Below are 24,868 nucleotides of genomic sequence, written 5' to 3'. Positions count from 1 at the left end.
ACGGGCGCGGCGCGGGACGCGGGAGAGAAGGGACGACACAGCATGAACAACGACGAGTACAGGGCCTACCGGGAGAAGATGCGGTCCATCCCCTCCAAGCGGGGTGACCTGCACCTGCAGGCCGAGGCCTCCGTCGAGGGGCCCGGCTTCATGCTCACCGCCGTCGAGCGGCTCAGCGCCCTGGCGCAGGCCCGCTCGCTGTGGCCGGTGACCATGGGCCTGGCCTGCTGCGCCATCGAGATGATGGGCACCGGCACCCCGCGCTTCGACATGGCCCGCTTCGGCTGGGAGGTCTTCCGCGCCTCGCCCCGCCACGCCGACGTCATGATCGTCTCAGGGCGCGTCTCCCACAAGATGGCGCCGATCGTGCGCAACGTCTACGACTCCATGCCCGAGCCCAAGTGGGTCATCTCCATGGGCGCGTGCGCCTCGTCGGGCGGCGTCTTCAACAACTACGCCGTCGTCCAGGGCTGCGACCACATCGTGCCGGTGGACATCTACCTGCCCGGCTGCCCGCCGCGCCCCGAGATGCTGCTCAACGCCATGCTCGAGCTCACCCGTCAGATCGAGCGCCGGCCGGTGTTCTCCCACCGCGAGGAGATCGCGCGCGCCGTCGAGGCCGCCGCCCTGGCCGCCACCCCCCTCCACGAGATGAAGGGCCAGCTCGCATGAGTCCCAACACCGCCCCCGGGACCGGGGCGAAGACCGCCCCCGGATCCCCGACCGCCGACGGCGCCGAGGCGCAGGCCGACGTTCCGGCCGCCGCCGACGCCCCCGACGCCGGCGTTCCGCAGGTCGCCGGCCGCCCGGTCCCCCCGCGGCTGCGCCTGGAGGTCATCGCCACCCACTCCGGCCAGTTCGGCGCCCCCGACGCCGGGGACACCACCGGGTACGGCGGCACGAGCAGCGTCGTCGCCCTGGCCCCCGCCGCGACGCGCCCCTACGGCTCCTGGTTCGACGACGCCGTCGACGCCCTCATCGAGGACCTGGCCGGGGCCGGGGTCGAGCCGGCCGGGGCCATCGAGAAGGTCGTCGTCGACCGCGGCGAGCTCACCGTCTTCGTCGCCCGCGAGCACCTGCTCGACGTCGTGCGCCCCCTGCGCGACGACCAGGACCTGCGCTTCGAGCTGTGCCTGGGGGTGACCGGCGTCCACTACCCGGGCGACGCCGGGCGCGAGCTGCACGCCTGCTACGAGCTGATCTCCCTGACCCACGGCGCCCGCCAGATCCGCCTGGAGGTCGCCGCCCCCGCCGCGGACCCGCACGTGCCCTCCATCATCTCGGTCTACCCCGGCAACGACTGGCACGAGCGGGAGGCCTGGGACCTCATGGGCATCGTCTTCGACGGCCACCCCCACCTGACCCGCACCGCCATGCCCGACGACTGGGTGGGCCACCCCCAGCGCAAGGACTACCCGCTGGGCGGCATTCCCGTCGAGTACCGGGGCGCCGCCACCCCGCCCGCCGACACCCGGAGGTCGTACCGCTGATGCCCAGCTCCATTCACGCAGCCGGCCCCGCCACCGACGACCTCGCCGCGGGCGCCCCCCACTACACCGCCGACGGCGGCGACTGGGACGCCGTCGCCGCCCAGATCGCCGCGCGCGACGAGGCCGACCGCCTCGAGCACGACCGCGTCGTGGTCAACATGGGGCCCGTCCACCCCTCCACCCACGGCGTGCTGCGCCTGGTCCTGGAGGTCGACGGCGAGAGGGTCACCGAGGTGCGCGTGGGCACCGGCTACCTCCACACGGGCATTGAGAAGAACATGGAGTACCGCACCTGGGTGCAGGGCGAGGCCTTCGCGACCCGCATGGATTACGTGGCCCCCTTCTTCCAGGAGGTCGCCTACGCCCTGGCCGTCGAGAAGCTCCTGGGGATCACCGACGACGTGCCGGAGAAGGCCACCGTCGTGCGGGTGCTCCTCATGGAACTCAACCGCATCGCCTCCCACGTCGTCGCCATCGGCTCCGGCGGCAACGAGATGGGCGGCACCACGCTCATGACCATCGCCTTCCGCTGCCGGGAGAACATCCTGCGCGCCTTCGAGATGGTCTCCGGGCTGCGCATGAACCACGCCTACGTGCGCCCCGGCGGCCTGGCCCAGGACGTCCCCGAGGGGTTCTCCGACTTCGTGCGCTCGGTCATGCCCGATATCAAGAACGACGTCGGCGAGCTCGGCGCGCTCCTGCTGGCCAACCCGATCCTCAGGGCCCGCTTCATCGGCGTGGGCGAGATCGACCTGGCCGGGGCCATGGCCCTGGGCTTGACCGGCCCGTGCGTGCGCGCCGCCGGCTACCCGCTGGACATGCGCAGGCTCAAGCCCTACTGCGGCTACGAGGACTACGACTTCGACGTGCCCGTCTACGACCGCTCGGACTGCTACAACCGCCTGCGCGTGCGCTTCGACGAGTGCTACCAGTCCCTGAGGATCGTCGCCCAGGCCCTGGACCGCCTCGACGCGATCACCGGGCGCGGCGAGGACCCCTCCAACACGACCATGGTGGCCGACCCCACCATCGCCTGGCCGGCGCGCCTGGCCATCGCCACCGACGGCCAGGGGCAGTCCCTGGAGCACGTGCGCGAGATCATGGGCACCTCCATGGAGTCCCTCATCCACCACTTCAAGCTGGTGACCCAGGGCTTCCGCGTGCCGGCCGGCCAGGTCTACACCACGGTCGAGCACGCCAAGGGCGTCATGGGCGTCCACGCCGTGTCCGACGGCGGCACCCGCCCCTACCGGGTCCACTTCCGCGACCCCTCATTCTCCAACCTGCAGTCACTGGCCATGATGGGCGAGGGCGGCATGATCGCCGACCTGGTCCCCTCCCTGGCCTCCATCGACCCCGTCCTGGGAGGCGTGGACCGCTGATGACCACCCAGCACATCCCCGACACCGCCGCGGGTCCGGCCCCGTCCCCCGTCCCCGGTTACCCCCCGGACGTCGAGGCGGACCTGCTCGCCGACATCGGGCGGATCACCTCCCGCTACCCGCAGGGGCACGAGCGCAGCGCCCTCATCCCCATGCTGCACCTGATCCAGAGCGTCGACGGCTGCGTCTCCCCGCGCGGCATCGCCCTGTGCGCCCGCGTCCTGGGGCTGACCCGCTCCGAGGTGAGCGCCGTGGCCACCTTCTACAGCCAGTTCCGCCGCCACCCCGCCGGGGAGTACCACGTGGGCGTGTGCACCAACGCCCTGTGCGCCGTCATGGGCGGCGACGCCGTGTGGCGGGCCGTGAGCGAGCACACGGGCCTGGGCAACGACGAGACCAGTGAGGACGGGCGCATCAGCCTGGAGCGCGTGGAGTGCAACGCCGCCTGCGACTACGCCCCCGTCGTCATGGTCAACTGGGAGTTCTTCGACAACCAGACCCCGGCCTCCGCCGTCGAGCTGGTCTCCCGCCTGGAGCGCGGCGAGGACGTGACCCCCACCCGCGGCCCCGACACCCTGCCCACCTTCCGCGAGAACGAGCGCGTGCTCGCCGGATTCGAGGACGGGCGCGCCGACGAGGGCGCCGGCGCCGGCGAACCCAGCCTGCTGGGCCTGCGCATCGCCCGCGAGCGGGGCTGGACGGTCCCGGAGGAGGAGGGCCAGTGAGCACCGCCGCGCCCGACGACGGGCCCCGCACCCCCGTCTTCACCGCGCCGGGGACCCTCACCCCGGCCGTCACCGACATGTGGGACAGGCCCCGCTCCTGGACCCTGGAGTCCTACCGCGCCCACGGCGGCTACCGGGGCCTGGAGCGGGCCAAGACGATGGGCCCCGAGGAGCTCGTGAACCTGGTCAAGGCCTCGGGCCTGCGCGGCCGGGGCGGCGCCGGCTTCCCCACCGGGCTGAAGTGGTCCTTCCTGCCCGCGCCCGACGGCGGGGCCCGCTACCTCGTCGTCAACGCCGACGAGTCCGAGCCGGGCACCTGCAAGGACATCCCCACCCTCATGGCCAACCCGCAGGCCCTCGTCGAGGGCGTGGCCATCTGCTCGCGCGCCATCGGCTGCGACCACGCCTTCGTCTACCTGCGCGGCGAGGTGGTGCACGTCTACCGCCGCCTGCTGGCCGCGGTGCGCCAGGCCGAGCAGGCGGGTCTGCTGGCCGACGGCTTCGGCCTCGACGGGAGCCGGCCGCTGACCATCACCGCGCACGCCGGCGCCGGCGCCTACATCTGCGGGGAGGAGACGGCGCTGCTGGACTCCCTGGAGGGCCGCCGCGGCCACCCGCGCCTCAAGCCGCCCTTCCCGGCCGTCCAGGGCCTGTACGCCCGCCCCACCGTCATCAACAATGTCGAGACCATCGCCTCCCTGCCCGGGATCCTCGTCCACGGGCCCGAGTGGTACTCGTCCATGGGCACCGAGCGCTCCAAGGGCCACGGCATCTTCTCCGTCACCGGCCACGTGGCCCGCCCCGGCCAGTTCGAGGCCCCCTTCGGCATCACCATGCGCGAGCTCATCGAGCTGGCCGGGGGCATCCGGGCCGGCCACGAGCTGAAGTTCTGGGTGCCGGGGGGCTCGTCCACCCCGATCTTCGGCCCCGAGGAGCTCGACGTGCCCCTGGACTACGAGTCGGTCGGGGCGGCCGGCTCCATGCTGGGCACCCGCGCCCTCCAGGTCTTCGACGAGACCGTCTCCGCGGTGCGCGTGGTGGCCCGGTGGACCGAGTTCTACCAGCACGAGTCCTGCGGCAAGTGCACCCCCTGCCGCGAGGGCACCTACTGGATGAGGCAGATCATGGCGCGCCTGGAGGCCGGGCGGGGCCTGCCCGGCGACGTCGAGAAGCTGGAGGACATCGCCTCCAATATCTCCGGGCGCTCCTTCTGCGCCCTGGGCGACGCCTCCGCCGTCCCGGTGCTGTCGGGCATCAAGCGGTTCCGGTCCGAGTTCGAGGCCGGGTGCACCACGCCCGCCTCCCAGCTCTTCCCCTACGCCGCCTCGGCAATCGTTGAAAGCGCACGGTGAGCTATGACTGACATGGTCAATATCACGATCGACGGCCTGCCCGTCGAGGTGGCCAGGGGCACCCTCCTCATCCGCGCCGCGGAGAAGGCCGGAGTGCGCATCCCGCGCTTCTGCGACCACCCGCTGCTGGCGCCGTCGGCCAACTGCCGCCAGTGCCTGGTCGAGGTGGCCATGCCCGGGCGCGACGGCGTCGTGCGCCCCATGCCCAAGCCCCAGCCCTCGTGCGCCATGACCGCCGTGGAGGGCATGGAGGTCTCCACCCAGGCCACCAGCCCCGTCGCCGCCAAGGCGCAGGCCGGAACCATGGAGTTCCTCCTCATCAACCACCCGCTGGACTGCCCGGTGTGCGACAAGGGCGGGGAGTGCCCCCTGCAGAACCAGGCCCTGGAGCTCATGGCCTCGGGCGCCCGGTCCGCCACCCGCTTCACCGACGTCAAGCGCACCTTCCCCAAGCCGCTGCGCCTGACCGGCAATATCCTGCTCGACCGCGACCGGTGCATCCTGTGCCAGCGCTGCGTGCGCTTCGCCGACCAGGTCGCCGGCGACCCCTTCATCGCCCTCCAGGGGCGCGGCGCCGGGCACGTGGGCGGGGAGATCACCGGCGGGCTGTACTCCGAGCAGATCGGCCGCTTCGACTCCACCGTCCTGGACTTCCACGACCCCGGCCTGCCCGACTCCGGCCTGACCACGATCCGCGGCGAGGCGGGTCTGGCCCCCGAGGCGGACCTGGCCGGTCCGGACGGGGGGCCCGGCGTCGTCGACGGGCGCGCCTACGGGCCGGCCGAGGCCGAGCTGGACGTGTCCGGGCGCCCCTTCGCCTCCTACTTCTCGGGCAATATCATCCAGATCTGCCCGGTGGGGGCCCTGACCAGCGCCCGCTACCGCTTCCGCGCCCGCCCCGTGGACCTGGTGTCCACCGACTCGGTCACCGAGCACGACGCCTCCGGCTCGGCCATCCGCGTGGACATGCGCCGCGGTGTCGTCCTGCGGCGCCTGGCCGGCAACGACCCCGAGGTCAACGAGGAGTGGATCACCGACAAGGACCGCTTCGCCTTCGCCTGGTCCGCCCAGCCGGACCGCCTGAGCGTCCCGCTCGTGCGCGACGACGACGGCGATCTCGTTCCCACCAGCTGGTCCGACGCCCTGGACGTGGCCGCCACCGGCCTGGCCGAGGCGCGCTCCGACGGCGGCGCGGCCCTCCTGCCGGGCGCGCGCCTGACCCTGGAGGACGCCTGGGCCTGGTCGCGCTTCGCCCGCACCGTGCTGGGCACCAACGACATCGACCAGCGCGTGCGCGACCACTGCGCGGAGGAGGACGCCTTCCTGGCCGAACGGGTCGCCGGCACGGGACTGGGCCCCGTGACCTACCGCTCCCTGGAGGGGGCCGGGCGGGTCCTGCTGGTGGCCCTGGAGCCCGAGGACGAGTGCGGCGCCCTGTTCCTGCGCCTGCGCAAGGGCGTGCGCGCCGGCGGGGTGCGCGTGGCCGCCGTCGCCCCCCTGGTCACCAACGGCTCGCGCAAGCTCGACGCCGAGGTCGTCCTGGCCGCGCCCGGGCGGGAGGCGGACGCCGTCGCCGCCCTGGCCCGGACCCACCCGGGGATCGTCGAGGCCCTGGGGGCCGACGGCGCCGCCATCCTCGTGGGCGAGCGGGCCGCGGCCGTGCCCGGGCTGCTCACCGCCGTCGCCGCCCTGGCCCGGACCACGGGCGCCCGCCTGGCCTGGGTGCCGCGCCGCGCCGGGGAGCGCGGCGGCATCGAGGCCGGGTGCCTGCCCTTCCTCCTGCCCGGCGGCCGACCCGTGACCGATGCGGCCGCCCGCCGCCGGGTTGCCCGCGCCTGGGGCGTGGAGCCGGACGACCTGCCCGGGGGCCCCGGGCGCGACACCGCCGGGATCCTCGCCGCCCTGGAGGACGGGACCCTGAGCGGCCTGGTCGTCGGCGGCGTCGACCTGCGCGACTTCCCCGACCCGGACCTGGCCCGGCGGGCCCTGAACGAATCCCCCTTCACCGTCCAGCTCGAGGTGCGCCGCACGGAGGTCGGCGAGTTCGCCGACGTCGTCCTGCCGGTGGCGCCCGCCGAGGAGAAGAACGGCACCTTCGTCAACTGGGAGGGGCGAGTGCGGCCCTTCGGCCAGGCCCGCGTCTCGCGGGCCCGCACCGACCGGCAGGTCCTGGGGATGCTCGCCGCCGAGATGGGTGTCGACCTGGGCGTCGAGGACCTGGGGGTCCTGCACGCCGGGATCGCCGACCTGGGCCTGTACGCCGGTCGGCGCGGCGGGGCCGTCCCGCCCCCGGGCGCCGACGGCGGGCCCGACGCCGGCGGCGAGGCGCCCGAGGGCACTGGCAGCGGGGCCGAGACCGTCGAGACCGCCGCGGACGCCGTCGGCGAGCCCGGGGCCGGCGATGCGGCGCCCGGGGCCGGCGGAACCGCCGACCGGGGCCAGGACGCCCGCCTGGCCACGCACAAGCCCATGCTCGACGCCGGCCGCCTCCAGGACGGCGAGGCCTTCCTGGCCGCCACGGCGCGGCGCCCCGTCGCGCGCGTCGGCGCCGACCTGGCCCGGCGCCTGGGCCTGACCGGCGGCCAGGGGCTCACGGTGTCCACGCCGACCGGCTCCATCACCCTGCCCGCCATTATCGGCGAGGTGGCCGACGGCGCCGTCTGGCTCCCGGAGTGCTCCGCCGGCTCCACCGTCCGCCAGACCCTCGGCGCCGGCCACGGCAGCGCCGTCCGGCTCTCAATCCCCGCAACCGGCACGGAGGTGGTCCGGTGAAGCCCCTGACCGTTATGACCGCGCACGCGAGCGCGCCGCCCGCAGAGGGGGGCGTGGCCGCCGACTTCTCCGCCGAGACGTGGTGGCTGAGCCTGATCAAGGCGGTCTTCATCGTCGCCTTCCTCATCGTCAGCGTCATCATGGCCATCTGGACGGAGCGGCGCGTCCTGGGGCGCATGCAGACGCGCCCCGGCCCGAACGTCAACGGCTTCCTGGGCATCCCCCAGCTCATCGCCGACGCCGCCAAGCTCATTATGAAGGAGGACTTCTGGCTCAGGGGCGCGGAGAAGTTCATCTACATCCTCGCCCCGGTCATCGCCGCCTTCAGCGCCTTCATGATCTACGCGGTCATCCCCTTCGGGCCGCAGGTGAGCATCCTGGGCCACTCCACGCCCCTCCAGCTCACCGACTTCCCCGTCGCGGCCCTCTACGTCCTGGCCGTGACCGGATTCGGCGTCTACGGCATCATCCTGGGCGGATGGTCGACCCACTCCACCTACCCGCTGCTGGGCGCGGTGCGCTCGGCCGCCCAGGTCATCTCCTACGAGCTGAGCATGAGCCTGTCCATGCTCACGGTCTTCCTCGCCTCCGGGACCATGTCCACCTCCGGCATCGTGGCCGCCCAGGAGCGCGTGTGGTGGGGGCTGGCCATGATCCCCAGCCTCCTCATCTACGTGGTGTCCATGGTCGGGGAGGTCAACCGCCTGCCCTTCGACCTGCCCGAGGCCGAGGGCGAGCTCGTCGCCGGCCACATGGTCGAGTACTCCTCGATGAAATTCGCCTGGTACTACCTGGGCGAGTACATCAACATGTTCAACGTCTCCGCCATGTGCGTGACCCTGTTCCTGGGCGGCTGGCGCTCCTTCGTGCTCACCTCCTTCTGGCCGGGGGCCAACTCCGGGTGGTGGCCGATGCTGTGGTTCGTCGCCAAGGTCTGGGCCGTCATGCTCTTCATGATCTGGACCCGGGCCACCCTGGTGCGCATCCGCTACGACCACTTCATGAAGCTGGGCTGGAAGTTCCTCATCCCGGTCTCCCTGACCTGGTTCGTCCTGGTGGCCGTCGTGCGGGCCTACCGCGCCTTCTCCGGCGGCTCCACCCGCGTCCTGCTGCTGGTCCTGGCCGCCGTCTTCCTCGTGGCCATGATCGTCCTGCTCCTCCTGCCCGACGGCGGGCGGGAGGAGGCCCGGCCCGCTGAGGGCGCCGGCGGCGCGGACGAGGACGGCGCGGACGGCGACGACGTCGTGGCCCCGGGCGAGGAGTTCGACGCCTTCGCGGACGGCTTCCCCGTCCCGCCCCCGCCGGGCCGGCGCCTGCCCCCGTCCCCGCGCACCCGCCGCGCCGCCGTCGCCACCGCCGCGGCCGGCGCCACCACCACCACCGGCTCCGCGCCGAGCGATCAGGAGGGAACCGATGACTGACCGCACCCCCGCCCGGGACGCCGGGGCCGACGGCGACCACGACGAGTGGCTCGCCGAGGAGCCCTCGGCGATCGGCCGCATCTTCGCGCCGGTCGCCGGCTACGGCGTGACCCTCTCCTCGCTGTTCCGGCCCACGGTCACCGAGCAGTACCCCTTCATCCGGCCCGTCATGATGCCGCGCTACCACGGCCGTCACCAGCTCAACCGCTACGACGACGGCCTGGAGAAGTGCATCGGCTGCGAGCTGTGCGCCTGGGCCTGCCCGGCCGACGCCATCTACGTCGAGGCGGCCTCCAACGCCCCCGGCGCCCAGTACTCGCCCGGCGAGCGCTACGGCCGCGTCTACCAGATCAACTACCTGCGCTGCATCTTCTGCGGCATGTGCATCGAGGCCTGCCCCACGCGCGCCCTGACCATGACCCACGAGATCGACGAGCTGGTCGGGCCCAACCGCACCGGCCTGATCTACGAGAAGCAGGACCTGCTCGCCCCCGTGCCCCGCGGCGCCCTGGCGGCCCCCCACCCCATGGTCGAGGGCACCGAGGACGGCGACTACTACCGCGGCGCGGTCACCGGCGTCACCCGGGAGCAGATCGACTGGGTCCGCGCCCACCGCCCCGAGGACCCGACGCTCGAGTCGGCCAAGCCCGTCCCCGCCCCGACCCCCGCCAAGGAGGCCGTCCGTCGATGACCACCCTCCCCGTGCTCGCGCCGGCCTCGCTCACGCAGGGCGGCACCATCTCCACCGGCGAGACGATCCTGTTCGCGGTCGTCGCCGGCATCACCGTCGCCTGCGGCTTCGGCCTGCTCACCGCCAAGCGGGCCGTGAGCGCCGCGGTCAACCTGATCGGCATCATGATCGGCCTGGCGGTGCTCTACATCGCCGGCGAGGCCCCCTTCCTGGGCATCACTCAGGTCGTCGTCTACACCGGCGCCGTCATGACCCTCGTCCTGTTCGTCGTCATGCTCGTCGGCGTGGGCGGCGACGAGCCCGTCTCCACCGGGTCGGCCGCGACCACCTGGATCGTCGGGGTCTTCGGCCTGGGCCTGGTCGTCGCGCTGGTCGGCGCCGTGGCGGGCTCGGCCTCGCCCGCCGCCAAGGGCCTGGACTCCGGCGCCCGGGCGACGCCGGCGCAGCTGGCCGTCGCCCTCTTCGGCGACCACGTCGTGGTCATGGAGCTGACCGGGCTGCTGCTCATCATCGCCGCCGTCGGCGCCCTGGCCCTGACCCACCGCGAGCGCATCCGCCCCAGGATCACCCAGCGCGCCACCGCGCGGGCCAAGATGCGCGCCTACGCCGAGCGCGGCGCCCACCCGGGTCAGAAGCCCATGTCGGGCGTCTTCGCCGCCACCAACACCGCCGCGGCCCCCGCCCTGGACGCCGACGGCGAGGCGGTCGAGGAGTCCGTTCCGCGCGTCCTGCGGGTGCGCGGCCAGGGCCTGGAGCTGGCGGAGGTCTCCCCGGAGTCCTCCGCCGCGCGCGCGGCCGGGCGCAACCGGGCCGACGTCGTGGACGTGGCCCGCTCGGGCATGGCCTCCATGCCGGGGGCCGCCGCCCCCGCCGTCGTCCAGCCGCTCGCCCCGGCCCAGGGCGATGAGGGCGCCGGGGATGAGGGGCCCGCCGGGCCCGGCGGCGGGGAGTCGGCCGGGTCCGAGGAGGAGAGGGGGGCCGAGAAGTGACACTGCCCGTCACCGCCTACGTCGTCCTGGCCGGGGTGCTCTTCACCCTCGGGGCGCTGACGGTGCTGCTGCGCCGCAACGCCCTCATCGAGCTCATGGGCGTGGAGCTCATGCTCAACGCCGTCAACCTCGTCCTGGTCACCTTCTCCCGCCTCCACGGCGACCTGACCGGGCAGGTCTTCGCCTTCTTCGTCATGGTGGTCGCGGCCGCCGAGGTCGTGGTGGGCCTGAGCATCGTGGTGTCCATCTTCCGAACCCGCAGGTCCACGTCGGTCGACGACGAGAACCTGCTCAAGCACTGAGGGGGCCACGTCCATGACCGCAACGCCTCTCGCCCTGTCGGCCGCGGCCGCCGCGACCGGCGCCGTCGCGCCCGCCACGGGCCCGGCGGCCCTGGCCTGGCTGCTCATCGTCATCCCGGCGGCCGGTGCCGCGATCCTCCTGCTCGCCGGGCGCGCCGCCGACGCCTGGGGGCACTGGCTCGGCCTGCTGGCCGCCTTCGCCGACGCCGCCCTGGGCGTCGCCGTCCTCGCCCAGGTGCTGTCCCTGCCCGTCGACCAGCGGGTGATGGGGGTGGGGCTGTGGCGCTGGTTCGCCGTCGGGGACCTCGTCGTCGACGTCGATCTGCGCGTCGACCCGCTGTCGCTGACCTTCGTGGGCCTGGTGACCGTGGTCGGCTCGCTCATCCACCTGTACTCGGTGGCCTACATGGCCCACGACCGGGACCGGCGCCGATTCTTCGCCTACCTGAACCTCTTCGTGGCCGCCATGCTCACCCTGGTGCTGGGCGGGTCCTACATCGTGCTGTTCGTCGGCTGGGAGGGGGTGGGCCTGGCCTCCTACCTGCTCATCGGCTTCTGGAACACGGCCGACGCCGACGCCCCGGCCGCCGAGCGGGACCGCAGCCGGAGCAACGCCACCGCCGCCAAGAAGGCCTTCGTCATGAACCGCATCGGCGACGTCGGCCTCCTGCTGGCCATGATGGCCATGGTCTCGCGCATCGGCTCGGTGGCCTTCGACGCCGTCCTGCCGGCCGCGCGCTCCGGCGCCGTGCCCCCGGAGTGGCTGACCGCCATGGGGTTCTTCCTGCTGCTGGCGGCCTGCGGCAAGTCCGCCCAGTTCCCGCTCCAGGCGTGGCTGGGCGACGCCATGGCCGGGCCGACGCCGGTGTCGGCCCTCATCCACGCCGCCACCATGGTCACCGCCGGCGTCTACCTCATGGTGCGCTCCGGGGCGGTCTTCGAGGGCGCCCCCGCCGCCCAGCTGGCCGTGGCGGTCGTGGGCGCCATCACCCTGGTGCTCGGGGCCGTCATCGGGTCCGCCAAGGACGATATGAAGAAGGTCCTGGCGGCCTCCACCATGAGCCAGATCGGCTACATGATGCTGGGGGCGGGCCTGGGGCCTGCCGGCTACGCCCTGGCGATCTTCCACCTGCTCACCCACGGCTTCTTCAAGGCCCAGCTCTTCCTGGGAGCCGGGTCCGTCATGCACGCCATGGGCGACCAGGTCGATATGCGCCGCTTCGGCGCCCTGGCCGGGGCCATGCGCATCACCTGGGCCACCATGGGCATCGGCTGGCTGGCGATCCTGGGCGTGCCGCCCTTCTCCGGGTTCTGGTCCAAGGACCGGATCATCGAGGCCGCCTTCACCGGAGAGGGGGTCCGGCCCTGGATCCTGGGCGGCGTCGCGCTGGTGGGGGCGGGCCTGACCGCCTTCTACATGTCCCGCCTGTTCTTCATGATCTTCCACGGCTCGCGGCGCTGGACCACCGAGGCCGACCCCCAGGGCCCGGTCCGCCCCCACGAGTCCGGGTGGCTCATGACCGCCCCCCTGGTCGTCCTGTCGGTCTTCTCCCTCGGCCTGGGCTGGGCGCTGGCCCGCAACGACCTGTTCGTCACCTGGCTGGAGCCGGTGACCGGGCGCGCCGGGCACGGCGAGCCGGTCCTGCCGGCCACCGCCATCATGGGGGCCACGCTCGGGCTCGTCGTCGTCGGGGCCGGTCTGGCCTGGTGGATGTACGCGCGCCGACGGGTCCCCGAGACGGCCCCGCCCGCGCCGGCCCTGGTCGAGGCGGCCCGCCGCGACATGTACCAGGACGCCGTCAACGAGGCCGTGGCCATGCGACCCGGCCAGGGGCTGGTCGCCGCCGCCACCGCCTCCGACCGCCGCGTCGTCGACGGCGCCGTCAGGGGCCTGGCGCGGGGCACGGCCGGCCTGGGGTGGCTGACCTCTCTCACCGAGTCCGGCTACGTGCGCTCCTACGCGTCCTACATGCTCGTCGGCGTCGTGCTCGCCCTCGTCGCCGTCCTGGCCACCAGGTTCTGAGAGGACCCGCCATATGCACACCGTCGCCGCATCCTTCCCCGTGCTCACCGTCATGGCGGTCCTGCCCCTCGCGGGGGCCCTTCTCCTGGTCCTCGTGCCGCCGCTGCGCCGCTGCGCCCGCGCCCTCGGCCTGCTGACCTGCCTGGCCGTGCTCGGCGCGGGGGTGTGGGCCGCCTGCCGCTTCGACCCGTCGGCCGGCTCCAGCCTCCAGCTGGCCGAGACCCGGCCCTGGATCCCGGCCCTGGGCGTGTCCTGGGCCCTGGGCGTCAACGGGCTGGGCCTGGCCATGCTCCTGCTGACCGCCTTCCTCACCCCCATTGTGCTGCTCGCCTCCTGGGGGGAGGTGCCGGCCGACCGCCAGGACCGGTTCACCGGGCTGGTCCTGGTCCTGGAGTCCTTCGTCGTCGTCGTCTTCGCCGCCCGCGACGTCTTCCTCTTCTACCTGTGCTTCGAGGCCATGCTCATCCCGGTGTACTTCCTCATCGGGTGCTTCGGCGGGCCCGGGCGCCGGCGCGCCGCCCTCAAGTTCCTGCTGTACTCGCTGGCCGGCGGACTGATCATGCTCATCGGCGTCGTCGCCCTGTTCGTCTACGGGCCGGGGGGTCAGGACGCCCTCCTCATCGAGCGCCTCGCGGGGAACCTGGAGGTCACGGCCGCGACGGGCCGGTGGATCTTCGCCACCTTCTTCATCGCCTTCGCCATCAAGGCCCCCATGGTCCCGCTGCACACCTGGCTGCCGGACACGGCCGAGCAGGCCACCCCGGGCACATCCGTGCTGCTCATCGGCGTCCTGGACAAGATCGGCACCTACGGCATGATCGCCCTGGTCCTGCCGCTGTTCCCCGAGGCCTCCCGCTGGGCCGCCCCGGCGATCGCGGTGGCGGCCGCGGTCGGCATCATCTACGGCGGCCTGGCCGCCATCGGCCAGGATGACCTCTACCGCCTCATCTCCTACACCTCCATCAGCCACTTCGGCTTCATGGTGCTGGGCATCTTCATCGGCAGCCGTCTGGCCGCGACCGGCGCCATGGTCTACATGGTGGCCCACGGCCTGTCCATCGCCGGCCTCTACCTCGTCACCGGCTTCCTGGCGCGGCGCACCGGCACCGTGAGGATCTCCGAGCTGGGCGGCATGGCGCGCGTCCTGCCGCTGGTGGCGGGCACGTGGCTGGTGTGCGGCCTGGCCTCCATCGCCCTGCCGGGCCTGAGCGGCTTCGTGCCCGAGTGGATGGTGCTCACCGGGACCTTCTCGGTGTCCGCGGCGCTGGGCGCGGTCGCCGTCGCGGGCGCGGTCATCGCCGCCGTCTACGTGCTCCTGCCCTACCAGCGGGTCTTCACCGGGGCGCCCGACGCCGAGCGCACGGGCGGCCAGGACCTGGACGGGCGCGAGCGGCTCGTCGTCGTGCCCGTCATCGCCGCCATGCTCGTCATCGGCCTCGCGCCGGCCCTCCTCGTGAACGCCCTCGACGGCGTCGCCGAGCAGGTCTCCACGACGGTGAGCGCCGCCGCCGAAGCCGTTGACGAAGCCGGGACCGCCGCCGGGGCCGGGGCCGTTGACGGAGCCGCCGCCGTCGGACTGCCCGCCCCCGCCTTCTCCGAAGGGAATGCCAAGTGAGCTTCACCGCCCCGACCATCCTGTGGGCCGGTCTCACCCCGGTCGCCGTCATCCTGGGCGCCGCCGTCCTGGGCGTCCTCCTGGAGGCCCTCGTGCCGCGCCGGGCGCGCCCGGTCCTCCAGCCGGGCCTGGCCGTTCTGGCGATCCTGGGCGCCGGCGCGGGCGTGGTCGTGCGCTGGCGGGCCGTGGAGGCGGGCGTCGGCGCCTCGCTGACCGCCGGGTTCGACGAGGACCCCTTCGGCGTCGCCGCCCAGGGCATCATGCTCGTCATCGGCCTGCTCGCCGTCCTGGTCATGGCCGATCGCACCACGGCCGACGACGGCGCCTTCGCCGCGCAGGCCGCCGACCGGCCCGGCAGCGCCGAGGAGGCCGAGTCCCTGCACGCCGGGTGGACGGGCACCGAGGTCTTCCCGCTGACGCTGTTCAGCCTGGGCGGCATGATGCTCTTCCCGCTGTCGAGCAACCTCATCGCCCTGTTCGTCATGCTCGAGCTCGTCTCGCTGCCGCTGTACATCATGGCCGCCATGGCGCGCCACCGCCGCCTGCTCAGCCAGGAGGCGGCCCTGAAGTACTTCGTGCTGGGCGCCTTCGCCTCCGCCTTCCTCCTCATGGGGGCGGCCCTGCTCTACGGCTTCTCCGGGTCGGTGTCCTACACCGATATCGCGGCGGCCATCCGCTACGGGGCCGTGCCCGGCATGGACCGGCTCATGCTGGCGGGCGCGGCCCTGGTCGTCGTCGGCCTGCTGTTCAAGATCGCCGCCGTGCCCTTCCACGCCTGGAGCCCCGACGTCTACCAGGGCGCCCCCACGCCGGTCACCGGGTTCATGGCGGCCGGCGTCAAGGCCACCGCCTTCCTGGCCCTGGTGCGCTTCGCCTACATCGCCGTGGCCGGCCTGAGCTGGGACCTGGCCCCCGTCCTGTGGGCCGTGTCGCTGGCCACCATGGCCGTGGGCACGGTGGTCGGCGTCGTCCAGAGGGACGTCAAGCGCATGCTCGCCTACTCCGCGATCGCCCACGCCGGCTACATGCTCATCGGCATCATCAGCCTCAACCAGCAGGGCGTCGCCGCCCTGCTCGTGTACTGCCTGGCGTACGGCGTGGCGACCGTGGGCGCCTTCGGCGTGGTCACGCTCGTGCGCACCGGCCACGACGGCGCCGCCGGCCCGGAGGCCACCGACCTGGACTCCTTCCGGGGGTTGGGCCGGCGCGCCCCCTGGCTGGCCGCCGCCATGACGGTCTTCCTGCTGTCCTTCGCGGGCGTCCCGCTGACCTTCGGGTTCATGGCCAAGTTCGAGCTGTTCGTCGCCGGCGTCGGGGGGAGCGCCTGGCTCGTCGTCGCCGCGGTCGTCTCCTCGGCGGCGACGGCCTTCTTCTACATGCGCCTGATCCTGCTCATGTTCTTCCACGAGCCGCGCGGTGAGACCGTCATCGTCGTCGGCTCCAGGGGGCCGACGGCGGCGGCGATCGGCACCGCCGCCTTCCTCACCGTGGCGCTGGGCGTGCTGCCGCAGGCGGTGCTGGTCGTGTTCGGCCGCGCGGCTATGCTCATGCCGTGATCGGATCGCTCCCACTGGACGCCCCGGAACTCGAGGGCGCTCTCTCCCCGGCCCTGGCCGCCATCGAGGCGCGGCTGCTGGAGGTCGTCAGCAACGCCGATGAGACGATCAACCCGCCCACCTCCCACCTGGCGGAGGCCGGGGGCAAGCGGCTGCGCCCGATCCTCACCCTCCTGACCGCCCAGCTGGGCGACCCGGCCCTGGCCGCCGGCGAGCAGGTGCGCGACGCCGGGGTCGCCGTCGAACTCACCCATATCGCCACGCTCTACCACGACGACGTCATGGACGACGCGCCGCTGCGCCGCGGCGCCCCCAGCGCCCAGACGGTGTGGGGCAACTCCGCCGCCATCCTCACCGGCGACGTGCTCGTGGCCCGCGCCTCCCAGCTGGTGGCGGCCCTGGGGCCGGAGGCGGTCCTGGCCCACGCCAAGACCTTCGAGCGCCTGTGCATGGGCCAGCTCCACGAGACGCTCCCGCGTCCGGCCGGCACCGACCCGGTGGCGCACTACATCCAGGTCCTGGCCGACAAGACGGGCTCGCTCATCGCCGTGTCCGCGCGCTACGGCGCCATGCTGACGGGGGCGGGGCGGGCCACGGAGCGGATCGTGGAGGCCTTCGGGGAGCGGATCGGCGTCGCCTTCCAACTCGCCGACGACTGCCTCGACCTGGTGGGGGACCCGGCCGCCCTGGGCAAGACCCCGGGCACGGACCTGCGCGAGGGCGTGGACACCATGCCGGTGCTGCTGCTGCGCCAGGCCCTGGCGGCCGGCGAGCTCGACGCCGCGGGCCAGGCGATCCTGTCGCGGCTGTCGACGGGGGACCTGGGCGACGACGAGGTCCTGGCCGACGTGGTCGACCGGCTCAGGAGCCACCCGGTGCTGGCCCGCACGCAGCAGATGGCGATGGACTGGGCCCGCGAGGCCGTGGCCGTGCTGGACGGGCTGGAGGAGGCCGTCGTCGCCGGCGCCCGCGAGCGCCTGGAGGCCGGCTGTGCGGCGGCGGCCGGGGCTGGAACCGGGAGCAGGGCCGGGAGTGAGGCCCGGGCCGGGGCTGGCTCTGGTGTCGAGGCCGGGGCTGGAGCCGGTGTCGGAACCGGGGCTGGAGCCGGTGTCGGAACCGGGGCTGAGGCCGGGGTCGGGACCGGGGTCGGGACCGGGGCTGGGGCCAGTGTTGGGATCGCTGGGGCCAGTGCCGGAGCCGGGACTGGCTCCGGTGTCGGAACCGGGGCCGAGGCCGGGGTCGGAACCGGGGCCGAGGCCGGGGTCGGGACCGGGGCTGGGAGCGGGGCCGAGTGCGAGGCGGCGCTGGCCGAGACCCGGCGGCGCGTGCGGCTCGTGCGCGTCGGCATGGAGCAGTTCGCGCGTCTCCTCGTCGACCGCGCCGCCTGAGCGGTCCGCGGGGGGTCAGCCACTGGACGTCATCACGGTCGTCGAGATCGCCGGGTAACCCGCGAGATCGCCGGGTAACCCGCGAGATCGCCGGGTAACCCGCGAGCACGTACCTCTAGCAGACGTGCTCGCGGGTTAAGTGACGTGCTCGTCGTGTCTACGTGGCGATCTCGGCGTCCGCCCGGCGATTCTGCGGCCGGGCGAGTCGGGCGGCGCGGTGGATGGTTCGACGTCGTCCCCGTTCTCGGCCGGGGAGCCGTCAGGGTGAGCTCCTACGCCGGCCGGAGAAGTGTGCGGATGAGCTCCATCCTGGGGGCCTGACCCGCCCCTGCGCCGTGCCCGTGTTGGGCCGGAGTGTCATTCTTGCGGTTCTCGCCCGACTCGGATCGACCCCGACGCTGTTCCGCGAGTCTCGCACGCCCCAATAACCTCATGTTTCACTTACTTGGAGGTGGGGGAGTGACAGGCGCGGGAAACAGCGGCACGGGCGTGTCACCGCAGCAGCAGGCGGGAGCGGCGTAGGCGCGGAAAATGGCGCTCCGGGAGGATCGTTCGGCCTCCGCCCCCGGCAACGGATCTGCGAAACCGCGGAATTACGCGGAAATCGCCGGGCGCAACCGGCATGCTGAGCCGAACGATCCTCCCGGAGCGCCAAAACCGCTTCCCGGATCAGCGCGGACACGGAGAACCCGGAACTTGTGTGCAGTAGGACGCGGGCCACCCGCCGGGGCGGGGCGTCAGAGGGCGCCCCGCCCCGCAGTGAGGACGGCGCGGGGACGGAGGCGCCGGGCGGGGCGTCAGAGGGCGCCCGGACCCGGTGGGAGGACGGCGGGTCACCACGCGGTCGCCGGGATGAAGACGCTCCCGTCGGTGCCGCTGTTGCCGAAGGCCCCGAAGTGGTTGACCTGCTCCACCGAGTCCAATGGGAAGGCGGTGCTCGACAGCTCCTCCCCGGTGGACAGGCTCAGGAGCTGGATCTTCTGATAGCCCGACAACGTGTAGATGACGTCGCCGAAGATCGTCGCCTTATCCGGGAGCTTCTTGCCGCTGTCGGCCTTGAGGCTGAGCATCGCGGTGGCGTCGCCGGGGCGCCGGACGTCGAAGGCGTCGGGTGTGCAGGTGACGAGGTACTCGCCGATGAGTTTGGTGAATTGCATCCCCTCACCCCCGGTGCTGTATTCGGTGCTTCCCGGAATGGTGTCGGTGATCGGGACCTCGGTCTTGGTGGTCGTGTCGACGGCGGTGACCGAGGTGAGCTCGAAGATGCCCCCCACATTGCCGATGTAGAGCCACTTCCCGAAGGCCCGGAGCGGGACCTGCTTGTCGCTGTAGGTGAGGGTGCTGCCGTCGATCAGGGACGTCAGGGTGTATCCGGTCTTCGTATCGAAGGCGCCCAGGAAGTCTCCAATGACCTCCCTCGTGCCCATGTCGGGCTGCTGGAGGATGGAGAGGTCGCCGGTGGACAGGGAGATGCAGCGCCTGTCGCACGTGATGATGAGGGCGGAGGTGTCCGAGCTGAAGGAGACCTTCCCGTCGCTGACCTGCTTGGGATCGACGTCGTCCCACAGTGTCTTCTTCGAGCTCACCGAGCCGTCGATGAGCGAGATCTTGACAATGTCGATGGCGTGGGTCTCCGGCTTGCCCCCGGCCGCGTTCTTCGTCAGACCCGTCAGGATGTAGCCGAACTCGTCGTCGACGATCATGGGCCCCGGATTCATGACGTAGGCGGCTCCGGGCGTGGTCGCACCGGTGTTGGACGAATCCTCATCGACAATGGTGGTCCGGTAGTCGCCGGTGCCCGCCTCGACGCCGATCTCGCGCACCGTGAGGTCGGCCAGATCCACGTAGTAGGCGTAAGTGCCTTCCGCGTAAGAAGAAATGGATGCCGCGGCGTAGCGGTTCGATACGCACTTCATGAACATCCGTTTGAGGTCATCGGGCAGGGAGTCCCGGGTTCCGAACTCCTTGGGCGGCGTCGTCATATCGCTCACGGTCGGCGCGACATGGGGCGTCGGGGACGCCGCGGCGCCCGCGGACGAGTCGCCCGCGGCGGAGCCCCCGCCGTCGGAGCTGGTGGAGCCGCAGGCGGACAGCGCGGGGCCGGCGGCGACGAGGGGGAGAAGGGACAGGAGACTGCGTCGTTTCACGGTGTTCCTCGGGAAGCGGATGAATAATCTGGCTTGAATCGTGGTGCGTCATGTACGGATGCGGCCGGTTCCCTCATTGTGGCGCTCCGCATCGCCCCGGATGATGAGGAGAACTCTCCGCCCAGGGCTCCGGTCAGGCTACATCCGGAGCTCGCCCGGAGTCCATTCGGGGCCGGCGCGGGGGTCCCGCGGGTCCGGTCGCGGGCCGGTCCGCCCGGGGCCGACTGCGGGGCGCAAGGGCTCGCACGCCGGCGGCGGCCGGTCCCGCCCGGGGCCAGCGCACTCCGGCCCCGGGCCTCCCGCGCCGTCGGGCGGCCTGTGTCCGACGCCATGAGGACGCGCCCCTCCCGCCTCCTAGACTGGGGCGCGCCGTCGCCGGCGCCGTCCGACCCCGGCCCGCCCCTCAATCCCGCCGCTTACAGAAACGAAAGAGCAGTGAACGCACGTCCTCTCAGCGTCGCCGTCATCGGTGCCGGTCCCGCCGGCATCTACGCCTCCGACATCCTGTCCAAATCCGGGCTGGACGTGAGCATCGACCTGTTCGAGCGGCTCCCCGCCCCCTACGGCCTGGTGCGCTACGGGGTGGCCCCCGACCACCCGCGCATCAAGCAGATCATCGTGGCCCTGTACAAGATCCTCCAGCGCGGCGACATCCGGCTCATCGGCAATGTGGAGGTGGGCCGGGACGTCTCCGTGGCCGAGCTCCACGAGCACTACGACGCCCTGGTCTTCTCCACCGGCGCCGACACCGACGCCCCCCTGGACATCCCCGGCGCCGACGCCCCCGAGTGCTACGGCGGCGCCGACTTCGTCTCCTGGTACGACGGCCACCCCGACCACCCGCGCACCTGGGACCTGAGCGCCAAGGAGGTCGCCGTCATCGGCGTGGGCAATGTGGCCCTGGACATCTCGCGCATCCTGGCCAAGCACGCCGCCGACCTCATGGTCACCGAGATCCCCGCCAACGTCGCCGAGGTCCTGGCCGCCTCCCCGGTCACCGACGTGCACGTCTTCGGGCGCCGCGGCCCCGCCCAGGTCAAGTTCACCCCCCTGGAGCTGCGCGAGCTGGGCAAGCAGCCCGACGTCGACGTCACCGTCGACGAGGAGGACTTCGAGTACGACGCCGGTTCGCGGGAGGCGCTGGCGGCCTCCAACCAGCAGCGCCAGGTCGTCAAGGCTCTGGAGGGCTACGCCATGCAGGAGCCCGAGGACCTCACCGCCTCCCGCACCATCCACATCCACCTCTTCCAGGCCCCCGCGGCCGTGCTCACCGACGAGGCCGGGCACGTGCGGGCCCTGCGCACCGAGCGCACCCGACTGACCGGCGACGGCACCGTCACCGGCACCGGCGTCTTCACCGACTGGCCGGTCCAGGCGGTCTACCGCGCCATCGGCTACGCCGGCAGCCCCATCGAGGGACTGCCCTTCGACCCCGAGCGCCACGTGGTGCCCAACGCGGGCGGGCGCGTGCTGGGGGAGGACGGCGAGCCGATCACCGGCATCTACGCCACCGGCTGGATCCGCCGCGGCCCCGTGGGCCTGATCGGCTCCACCAAGTCCGACGCCCAGGAGACCATCTCCAACCTCGTGGCCGACGCCGGGGCCGGGCTCCTGCGCGCCACCGCCGACGACGAGGCGCAGGTCGGCCACGACGCCCTCATCGCCCTGCTGGAGTCCCGCGGCATCCCCTTCACCACTTGGGAGGGCTGGGAGCTGCTCGACGCCTACGAGCGCGAACTCGGCGAGCGCTTCGGCGAGGTCGAGGTCACCGGCGGGGCGTCCAAGTCGCGCGAGCGCGTCAAGGTCGTCTCCCGCGGGGCCATGACCGCCATCTCCCGCTCCACCGAGGTGCCCGCCGACCTCATCGGCGAGCCCGAGGCGGACCGCGTGCCCGAGCGCGTCGCGCACCGCCTGGAGGGCCCGGAGGACGCCGGCCGTTCGGGGGACTGAGCGCCCCGGCGCGGGCGCGGACCACTGTCCTGTCCAGAACGAGCGGCCGGAACCCGCTGAGCGCCCCGGCGCGGGCGCGAAGGGCCGCGGGCGGCGCCCGCGGCCGCGTCCGGGACCGCACCCGACCGCCTGCGCCACTGGGCGGGCCGGTAGGAGCGCCCGCGCCGCCGCGTCCCGGCGGCAGGTTGTCCAAATCTGTTGCAAAGGCCCCGATCCCGCCGGGACGCGCGAAGAGAATCGTTGATATTCCGCGCTTTTCTCAACCGCCGATCCTGCCGTGGAGCGCCTTTGCAACAGATTTGGACAGAATTCCGCCCGGGGGAGTCCCAGGAGTCACACGCGTCCCATCGAGCCCTTCCTCGGATCGGTAAACCACAACAATAGGCGGCGACAGTCCACTAGGGTGTGCACGGGCGCCCGTTCGGCCGGCGCCCGGTCCCCTACGAAGGAAGAACCATGCGAATCGGCGTCCCCGCAGAGATCAAGAACAACGAGTTCCGCGTCGCCATCACCCCCTCCGGCGTCCACGCGCTCACCCGCCGCGGGCACGAGGTCACCGTGCAGGCGGGGGCCGGGGCGGGCTCGGGGATCGACGACGGGGAGTACGCCGCCGCCGGGGCCGCCATCGGCGACGACGTCGAGGCCCTGTGGGCCGACTCCGAGATGATCCTCAAGGTCAAGGAGCCCGTCGAGAGCGAGTACCGCTTCCTGCGCCCCGGCCTGGTCCTGTTCACCTACCTGCACCTGGCGGCCGACCGGCCCCTGACCGAGGAGCTGCTCGCCCGCCGGGTCACCTCCATCGCCTACGAGACCGTCGCCACCGACGCCGGCGCCCTGCCCCTGCTGGCGCCCATGTCCGAGATCGCCGGGCGCCTGGCCGCCCAGGTCGGCGCCGACTGCCTGCTGCGCCCCCATGGCGGGGCCGGCGTGCTGCTGGGCGGGGCCGCCGGCGTGCGGCGCGGCGACGTCGTCGTCCTCGGGGGCGGCACCGCCGGCCTGGCCGCGGCGCGGGTGAGCGCGGGCATGGGGGCCGACGTCACCGTGTTCGACGTCGCCCCCGCGCGCATGCGCCACATCGAGGAGGTCACGGGCGGGGCGATCCGCACCCGCCTGTCCACCGAGCTCGACGTCGCCCGCGCCTGCGCCGGGGCCGACCTGGTCATCGGCGCGGTCCTCGTGCCCGGGGCCCGCACCCCGCGCCTGGTCACCCGCGAGATGGTCCGGGCCATGCGGCCGGGCAGCGTGCTGGTCGACATCGCCATCGACCAGGGCGGCTGCTTCGAGGACTCCCGCCCCACCACCCACTCCGAGCCGACCTTCGAGGTCGAGGGCTCCATCTTCTACTGCGTGGCCAATATGCCCGGCGCCGTGCCCCACACCTCCACATACGCCCTGACCAACGCCACCCTGACCTACGCCCTGGCCCTGGCCGACGACGGCTGGCGCGGGGCCTGCCGGGCGCGCGCCGAGCTGGGCCGGGGCCTGAGCACCCACGACGGGGTCCTCTACACCGAGGGCGTCGGCCGGGCGCTGGGCCTGGAGACGGCCGACGCCGCCGCCCTGCTGGCCTGAGGTCCGCGCTCCGGATAGGCGCTCCAGGCCCCGCCGTTTCATGTCAGCCAGTCGAATCGGCCGTCTTCACCGCGTCGGGCGGGGAACGACCACCTGAATCGGCGTGCGTCGATCAGCGGGTCCGCGGTCCCCGTCGCGCTGCGCCCGGTCACCAGATCGATGCGGATCTCCTCCCAGCAGATCTGGCCCGTGCTCGCCACTTCTCCGGACGCATCCACCAGTGCGAGGCCGCGCGAGCAGTTCAGAAGCGCGAGGCGCCGGGCGGGGACGGGCCCGACCCCGACGATCGGCGATTCGGTGGCCACCCGGACGAAGGAGGAGCGGTCGTGAACGTCGCCGACCACCGCGCACCCGCGGCCCACGGCGCACACGCCACCGCCGTCGCCCAGTCCGATCAGCCCCGACGCCCCCTCCCAGTGGTCGGGCCCGGGCCGGATCGCCAGCGTGAAGGAGTCCTGCGCGGTGTAGACGTGCAGAAGCGCGAAGACCGGGCCCGAGTCCGGGCACGGATCGACGTCGATGTGCCCGGATCCTCCCCATGCGACGTCGTACTCCTCCCGCTCGATGGCGAAGTCGACGCCGATCAGGCCGTCGTCAAGTCTTGCGAAGAACGGTTCGTCAATCATTGCAATTCGACCGCGCTGAGAAATGCTTCGGCATGAAGGTGCGCCTCAGTCCGTCCCGGTCCATGTGATCTCCGGCAGAGTCATCCTCCACGAGTCGTTCCACGAGCTGTAATCGTTGACGGCCGCCACCACGCGGATCCAGCCGTTCGTGAAGTCGAGGTGCAGCCAGCCGGGGCCGGATTCCACCGCGAGCAGGTCCTGCCCCTCGAACCTCTTCAGGTGCGAGGCGAGCACGCTCGGCTTGACCTCCTCCCACAGGGAATGGATCCCCTGGCATCCCACGAAGGGCCCCGTGATCTCAAGGGTGATGACATCGGTGCGCATGATCGGGTGGTGGTTGTCAACCAATTCGAAGCGCGTCACCCTGGTCGGCAGGAGCAGGTCGATTCGTTCGCGGATAGTGGTCTTCATGCTGAAAACTCCTTCTCTATGACAATCGCCCGGGAACCGCCCGGACTCTGAACATTCCCCGGGCCGGGTGATTCACTCGTCCAGTTTCATTTCGGTTCGCGTCTGGGCGAGGGTGCGTTGGAATCGGTCGTGGCTGAGCCGGAGGCTGGTGATCAGGTGGAAGGGCGGGCGGTAGAAGGAGTCCTCCCAGGGGCGCAGTCCGACCGCGGCCGCGTAGTCGACCAGCATCCGCTCGGTGAGGCGATCCGTGTGCCGGCGCCGCCGGTAGGCCTCGACGTCCTCATAGGGCTGGACCTCGCCGTCGGTCCCGAAGTGCCACCGGCCGACGTCCTCCTCCTCGTCCACCCAGACCGCGCGCACGTGGTCGCGCCCCGTCTGCGGGCCGAGCACGTAGAACTGCCTGAACCCCGGGAAGTGCTCGGGGTCGAGGGCCGGCGGGGCGGCCGCGACGAAATA

General features: G+C 72.7%; 19 protein-coding genes and 1 pseudogene. 16 read left to right on the top strand and 4 right to left on the bottom strand.

The features are described from left to right. Positions 1-42 precede the first annotated feature (42 nt). The 14 genes and pseudogenes from G446_RS0109980 to G446_RS17280 form a co-directional block, all read left to right on the top strand. Complete coding sequence (locus G446_RS0109980; RefSeq protein ID WP_084779151.1) at positions 43-672, top strand: NADH-quinone oxidoreductase subunit B; 630 nt, start codon at positions 43-45, stop codon at positions 670-672. Beyond that, positions 669-1,490, top strand: a complete 822-nt coding sequence (locus G446_RS0109975) for an NADH-quinone oxidoreductase subunit C (protein WP_026410033.1) — start codon at positions 669-671, stop codon at positions 1,488-1,490. Before G446_RS0109980 ends, G446_RS0109975 begins: the two co-directional genes overlap by 4 nt. After that, entirely contained in the window at positions 1,490-2,872 is a 1,383-nt protein-coding gene (locus G446_RS0109970) for an NADH-quinone oxidoreductase subunit D (protein ID WP_026410032.1), read from the top strand. The genes G446_RS0109975 and G446_RS0109970 overlap by 1 nt, the downstream gene beginning before the upstream one ends. Beyond that, a complete protein-coding gene (nuoE, locus tag G446_RS0109965; RefSeq protein ID WP_156916607.1) occupies positions 2,872-3,597 on the top strand; it encodes an NADH-quinone oxidoreductase subunit NuoE in 726 nt (241 codons plus the stop codon). Before G446_RS0109970 ends, nuoE begins: the two co-directional genes overlap by 1 nt. Before the next feature lie 77 nt (positions 3,598-3,674). Then, the gene (nuoF, locus tag G446_RS0109960; RefSeq protein ID WP_211228286.1) at positions 3,675-4,949 is read left to right on the top strand and encodes an NADH-quinone oxidoreductase subunit NuoF; all 1,275 of its coding nucleotides are present in this window, start codon (positions 3,675-3,677) and stop codon (positions 4,947-4,949) included. Positions 4,950-4,952: 3 nt separating this feature from the next. Next, the gene (locus tag G446_RS0109955; protein WP_026410030.1) at positions 4,953-7,721 is read left to right on the top strand and encodes an NADH-quinone oxidoreductase subunit G; all 2,769 of its coding nucleotides are present in this window, start codon (positions 4,953-4,955) and stop codon (positions 7,719-7,721) included. 14 nt (positions 7,722-7,735) lie between these two features. Beyond that, positions 7,736-9,142, top strand: coding sequence for an NADH-quinone oxidoreductase subunit NuoH (gene nuoH / locus G446_RS0109950; RefSeq protein ID WP_026410029.1), 1,407 nt, complete (start codon positions 7,736-7,738; stop codon positions 9,140-9,142). Continuing rightward, positions 9,135-9,833, top strand: a complete 699-nt coding sequence (gene nuoI, locus G446_RS0109945; RefSeq protein WP_026410028.1) for an NADH-quinone oxidoreductase subunit NuoI — start codon at positions 9,135-9,137, stop codon at positions 9,831-9,833. The genes nuoH and nuoI overlap by 8 nt, the downstream gene beginning before the upstream one ends. Further along, a complete protein-coding gene (locus G446_RS0109940; RefSeq protein WP_026410027.1) occupies positions 9,830-10,822 on the top strand; it encodes an NADH-quinone oxidoreductase subunit J in 993 nt (330 codons plus the stop codon). The genes nuoI and G446_RS0109940 overlap by 4 nt, the downstream gene beginning before the upstream one ends. After that, the gene (gene nuoK / locus G446_RS0109935) at positions 10,819-11,124 is read left to right on the top strand and encodes an NADH-quinone oxidoreductase subunit NuoK (protein ID WP_026410026.1); all 306 of its coding nucleotides are present in this window, start codon (positions 10,819-10,821) and stop codon (positions 11,122-11,124) included. Before G446_RS0109940 ends, nuoK begins: the two co-directional genes overlap by 4 nt. A gap of 13 nt (positions 11,125-11,137) precedes the next feature. After that, positions 11,138-13,147, top strand: a complete 2,010-nt coding sequence (gene nuoL / locus G446_RS0109930) for an NADH-quinone oxidoreductase subunit L (RefSeq protein ID WP_034470023.1) — start codon at positions 11,138-11,140, stop codon at positions 13,145-13,147. Positions 13,148-13,160: 13 nt separating this feature from the next. Further along, the gene (locus G446_RS0109925) at positions 13,161-14,762 is read left to right on the top strand and encodes an NADH-quinone oxidoreductase subunit M (RefSeq protein WP_026410024.1); all 1,602 of its coding nucleotides are present in this window, start codon (positions 13,161-13,163) and stop codon (positions 14,760-14,762) included. Then, complete coding sequence (gene nuoN / locus G446_RS0109920; protein ID WP_026410023.1) at positions 14,759-16,318, top strand: NADH-quinone oxidoreductase subunit NuoN; 1,560 nt, start codon at positions 14,759-14,761, stop codon at positions 16,316-16,318. Before G446_RS0109925 ends, nuoN begins: the two co-directional genes overlap by 4 nt. Beyond that, a pseudogene (locus tag G446_RS17280) lies at positions 16,315-17,361 on the top strand (polyprenyl synthetase family protein); the annotation flags it as partial. The gene nuoN and the pseudogene G446_RS17280, both read left to right, overlap by 4 nt. Positions 17,362-18,539: 1,178 nt before the next feature. Here G446_RS17280 and G446_RS0109910 read toward each other — a convergent pair. Continuing rightward, the gene (locus tag G446_RS0109910; protein WP_026410021.1) at positions 18,540-19,853 is read right to left on the bottom strand and encodes a hypothetical protein; all 1,314 of its coding nucleotides are present in this window, start codon (positions 19,851-19,853) and stop codon (positions 18,540-18,542) included. Positions 19,854-20,288: 435 nt separating this feature from the next. Between G446_RS0109910 and G446_RS0109905 the strand changes: the two genes are divergently transcribed. Beyond that, positions 20,289-21,803, top strand: a complete 1,515-nt coding sequence (locus G446_RS0109905; protein WP_026410020.1) for an FAD-dependent oxidoreductase — start codon at positions 20,289-20,291, stop codon at positions 21,801-21,803. Between the two features lie 456 nt (positions 21,804-22,259). Next, the gene (gene ald, locus G446_RS0109900) at positions 22,260-23,375 is read left to right on the top strand and encodes an alanine dehydrogenase (RefSeq protein ID WP_026410019.1); all 1,116 of its coding nucleotides are present in this window, start codon (positions 22,260-22,262) and stop codon (positions 23,373-23,375) included. A 38-nt stretch (positions 23,376-23,413) separates the two neighbouring features. Here ald and G446_RS0109895 read toward each other — a convergent pair whose 3' ends face one another. The 3 genes from G446_RS0109895 to G446_RS20345 all read right to left on the bottom strand — a co-directional run. Beyond that, positions 23,414-24,001, bottom strand: a complete 588-nt coding sequence (locus tag G446_RS0109895) for a hypothetical protein (RefSeq protein ID WP_026410018.1) — start codon at positions 23,999-24,001, stop codon at positions 23,414-23,416. 45 nt (positions 24,002-24,046) lie between these two features. Continuing rightward, positions 24,047-24,412: a hypothetical protein gene (locus G446_RS0109890; protein WP_026410017.1), complete on the bottom strand. Its 366-nt coding sequence runs from the start codon at positions 24,410-24,412 to the stop codon at positions 24,047-24,049. A gap of 72 nt (positions 24,413-24,484) precedes the next feature. Then, positions 24,485-24,868, bottom strand: a 384-nt coding sequence (locus G446_RS20345) for a hypothetical protein (RefSeq protein WP_034470021.1), incomplete at its 5' end; no start/stop codon positions are given.

It is taken from the genome of Actinomyces dentalis DSM 19115, from assembly GCF_000429225.1.
GTDB lineage: Bacteria > Actinomycetota > Actinomycetes > Actinomycetales > Actinomycetaceae > Actinomyces > Actinomyces dentalis.
The sequence above is the reverse complement of the archived record's forward strand: the minus strand, read 5'-3'. Positions and strand labels throughout refer to the sequence as shown.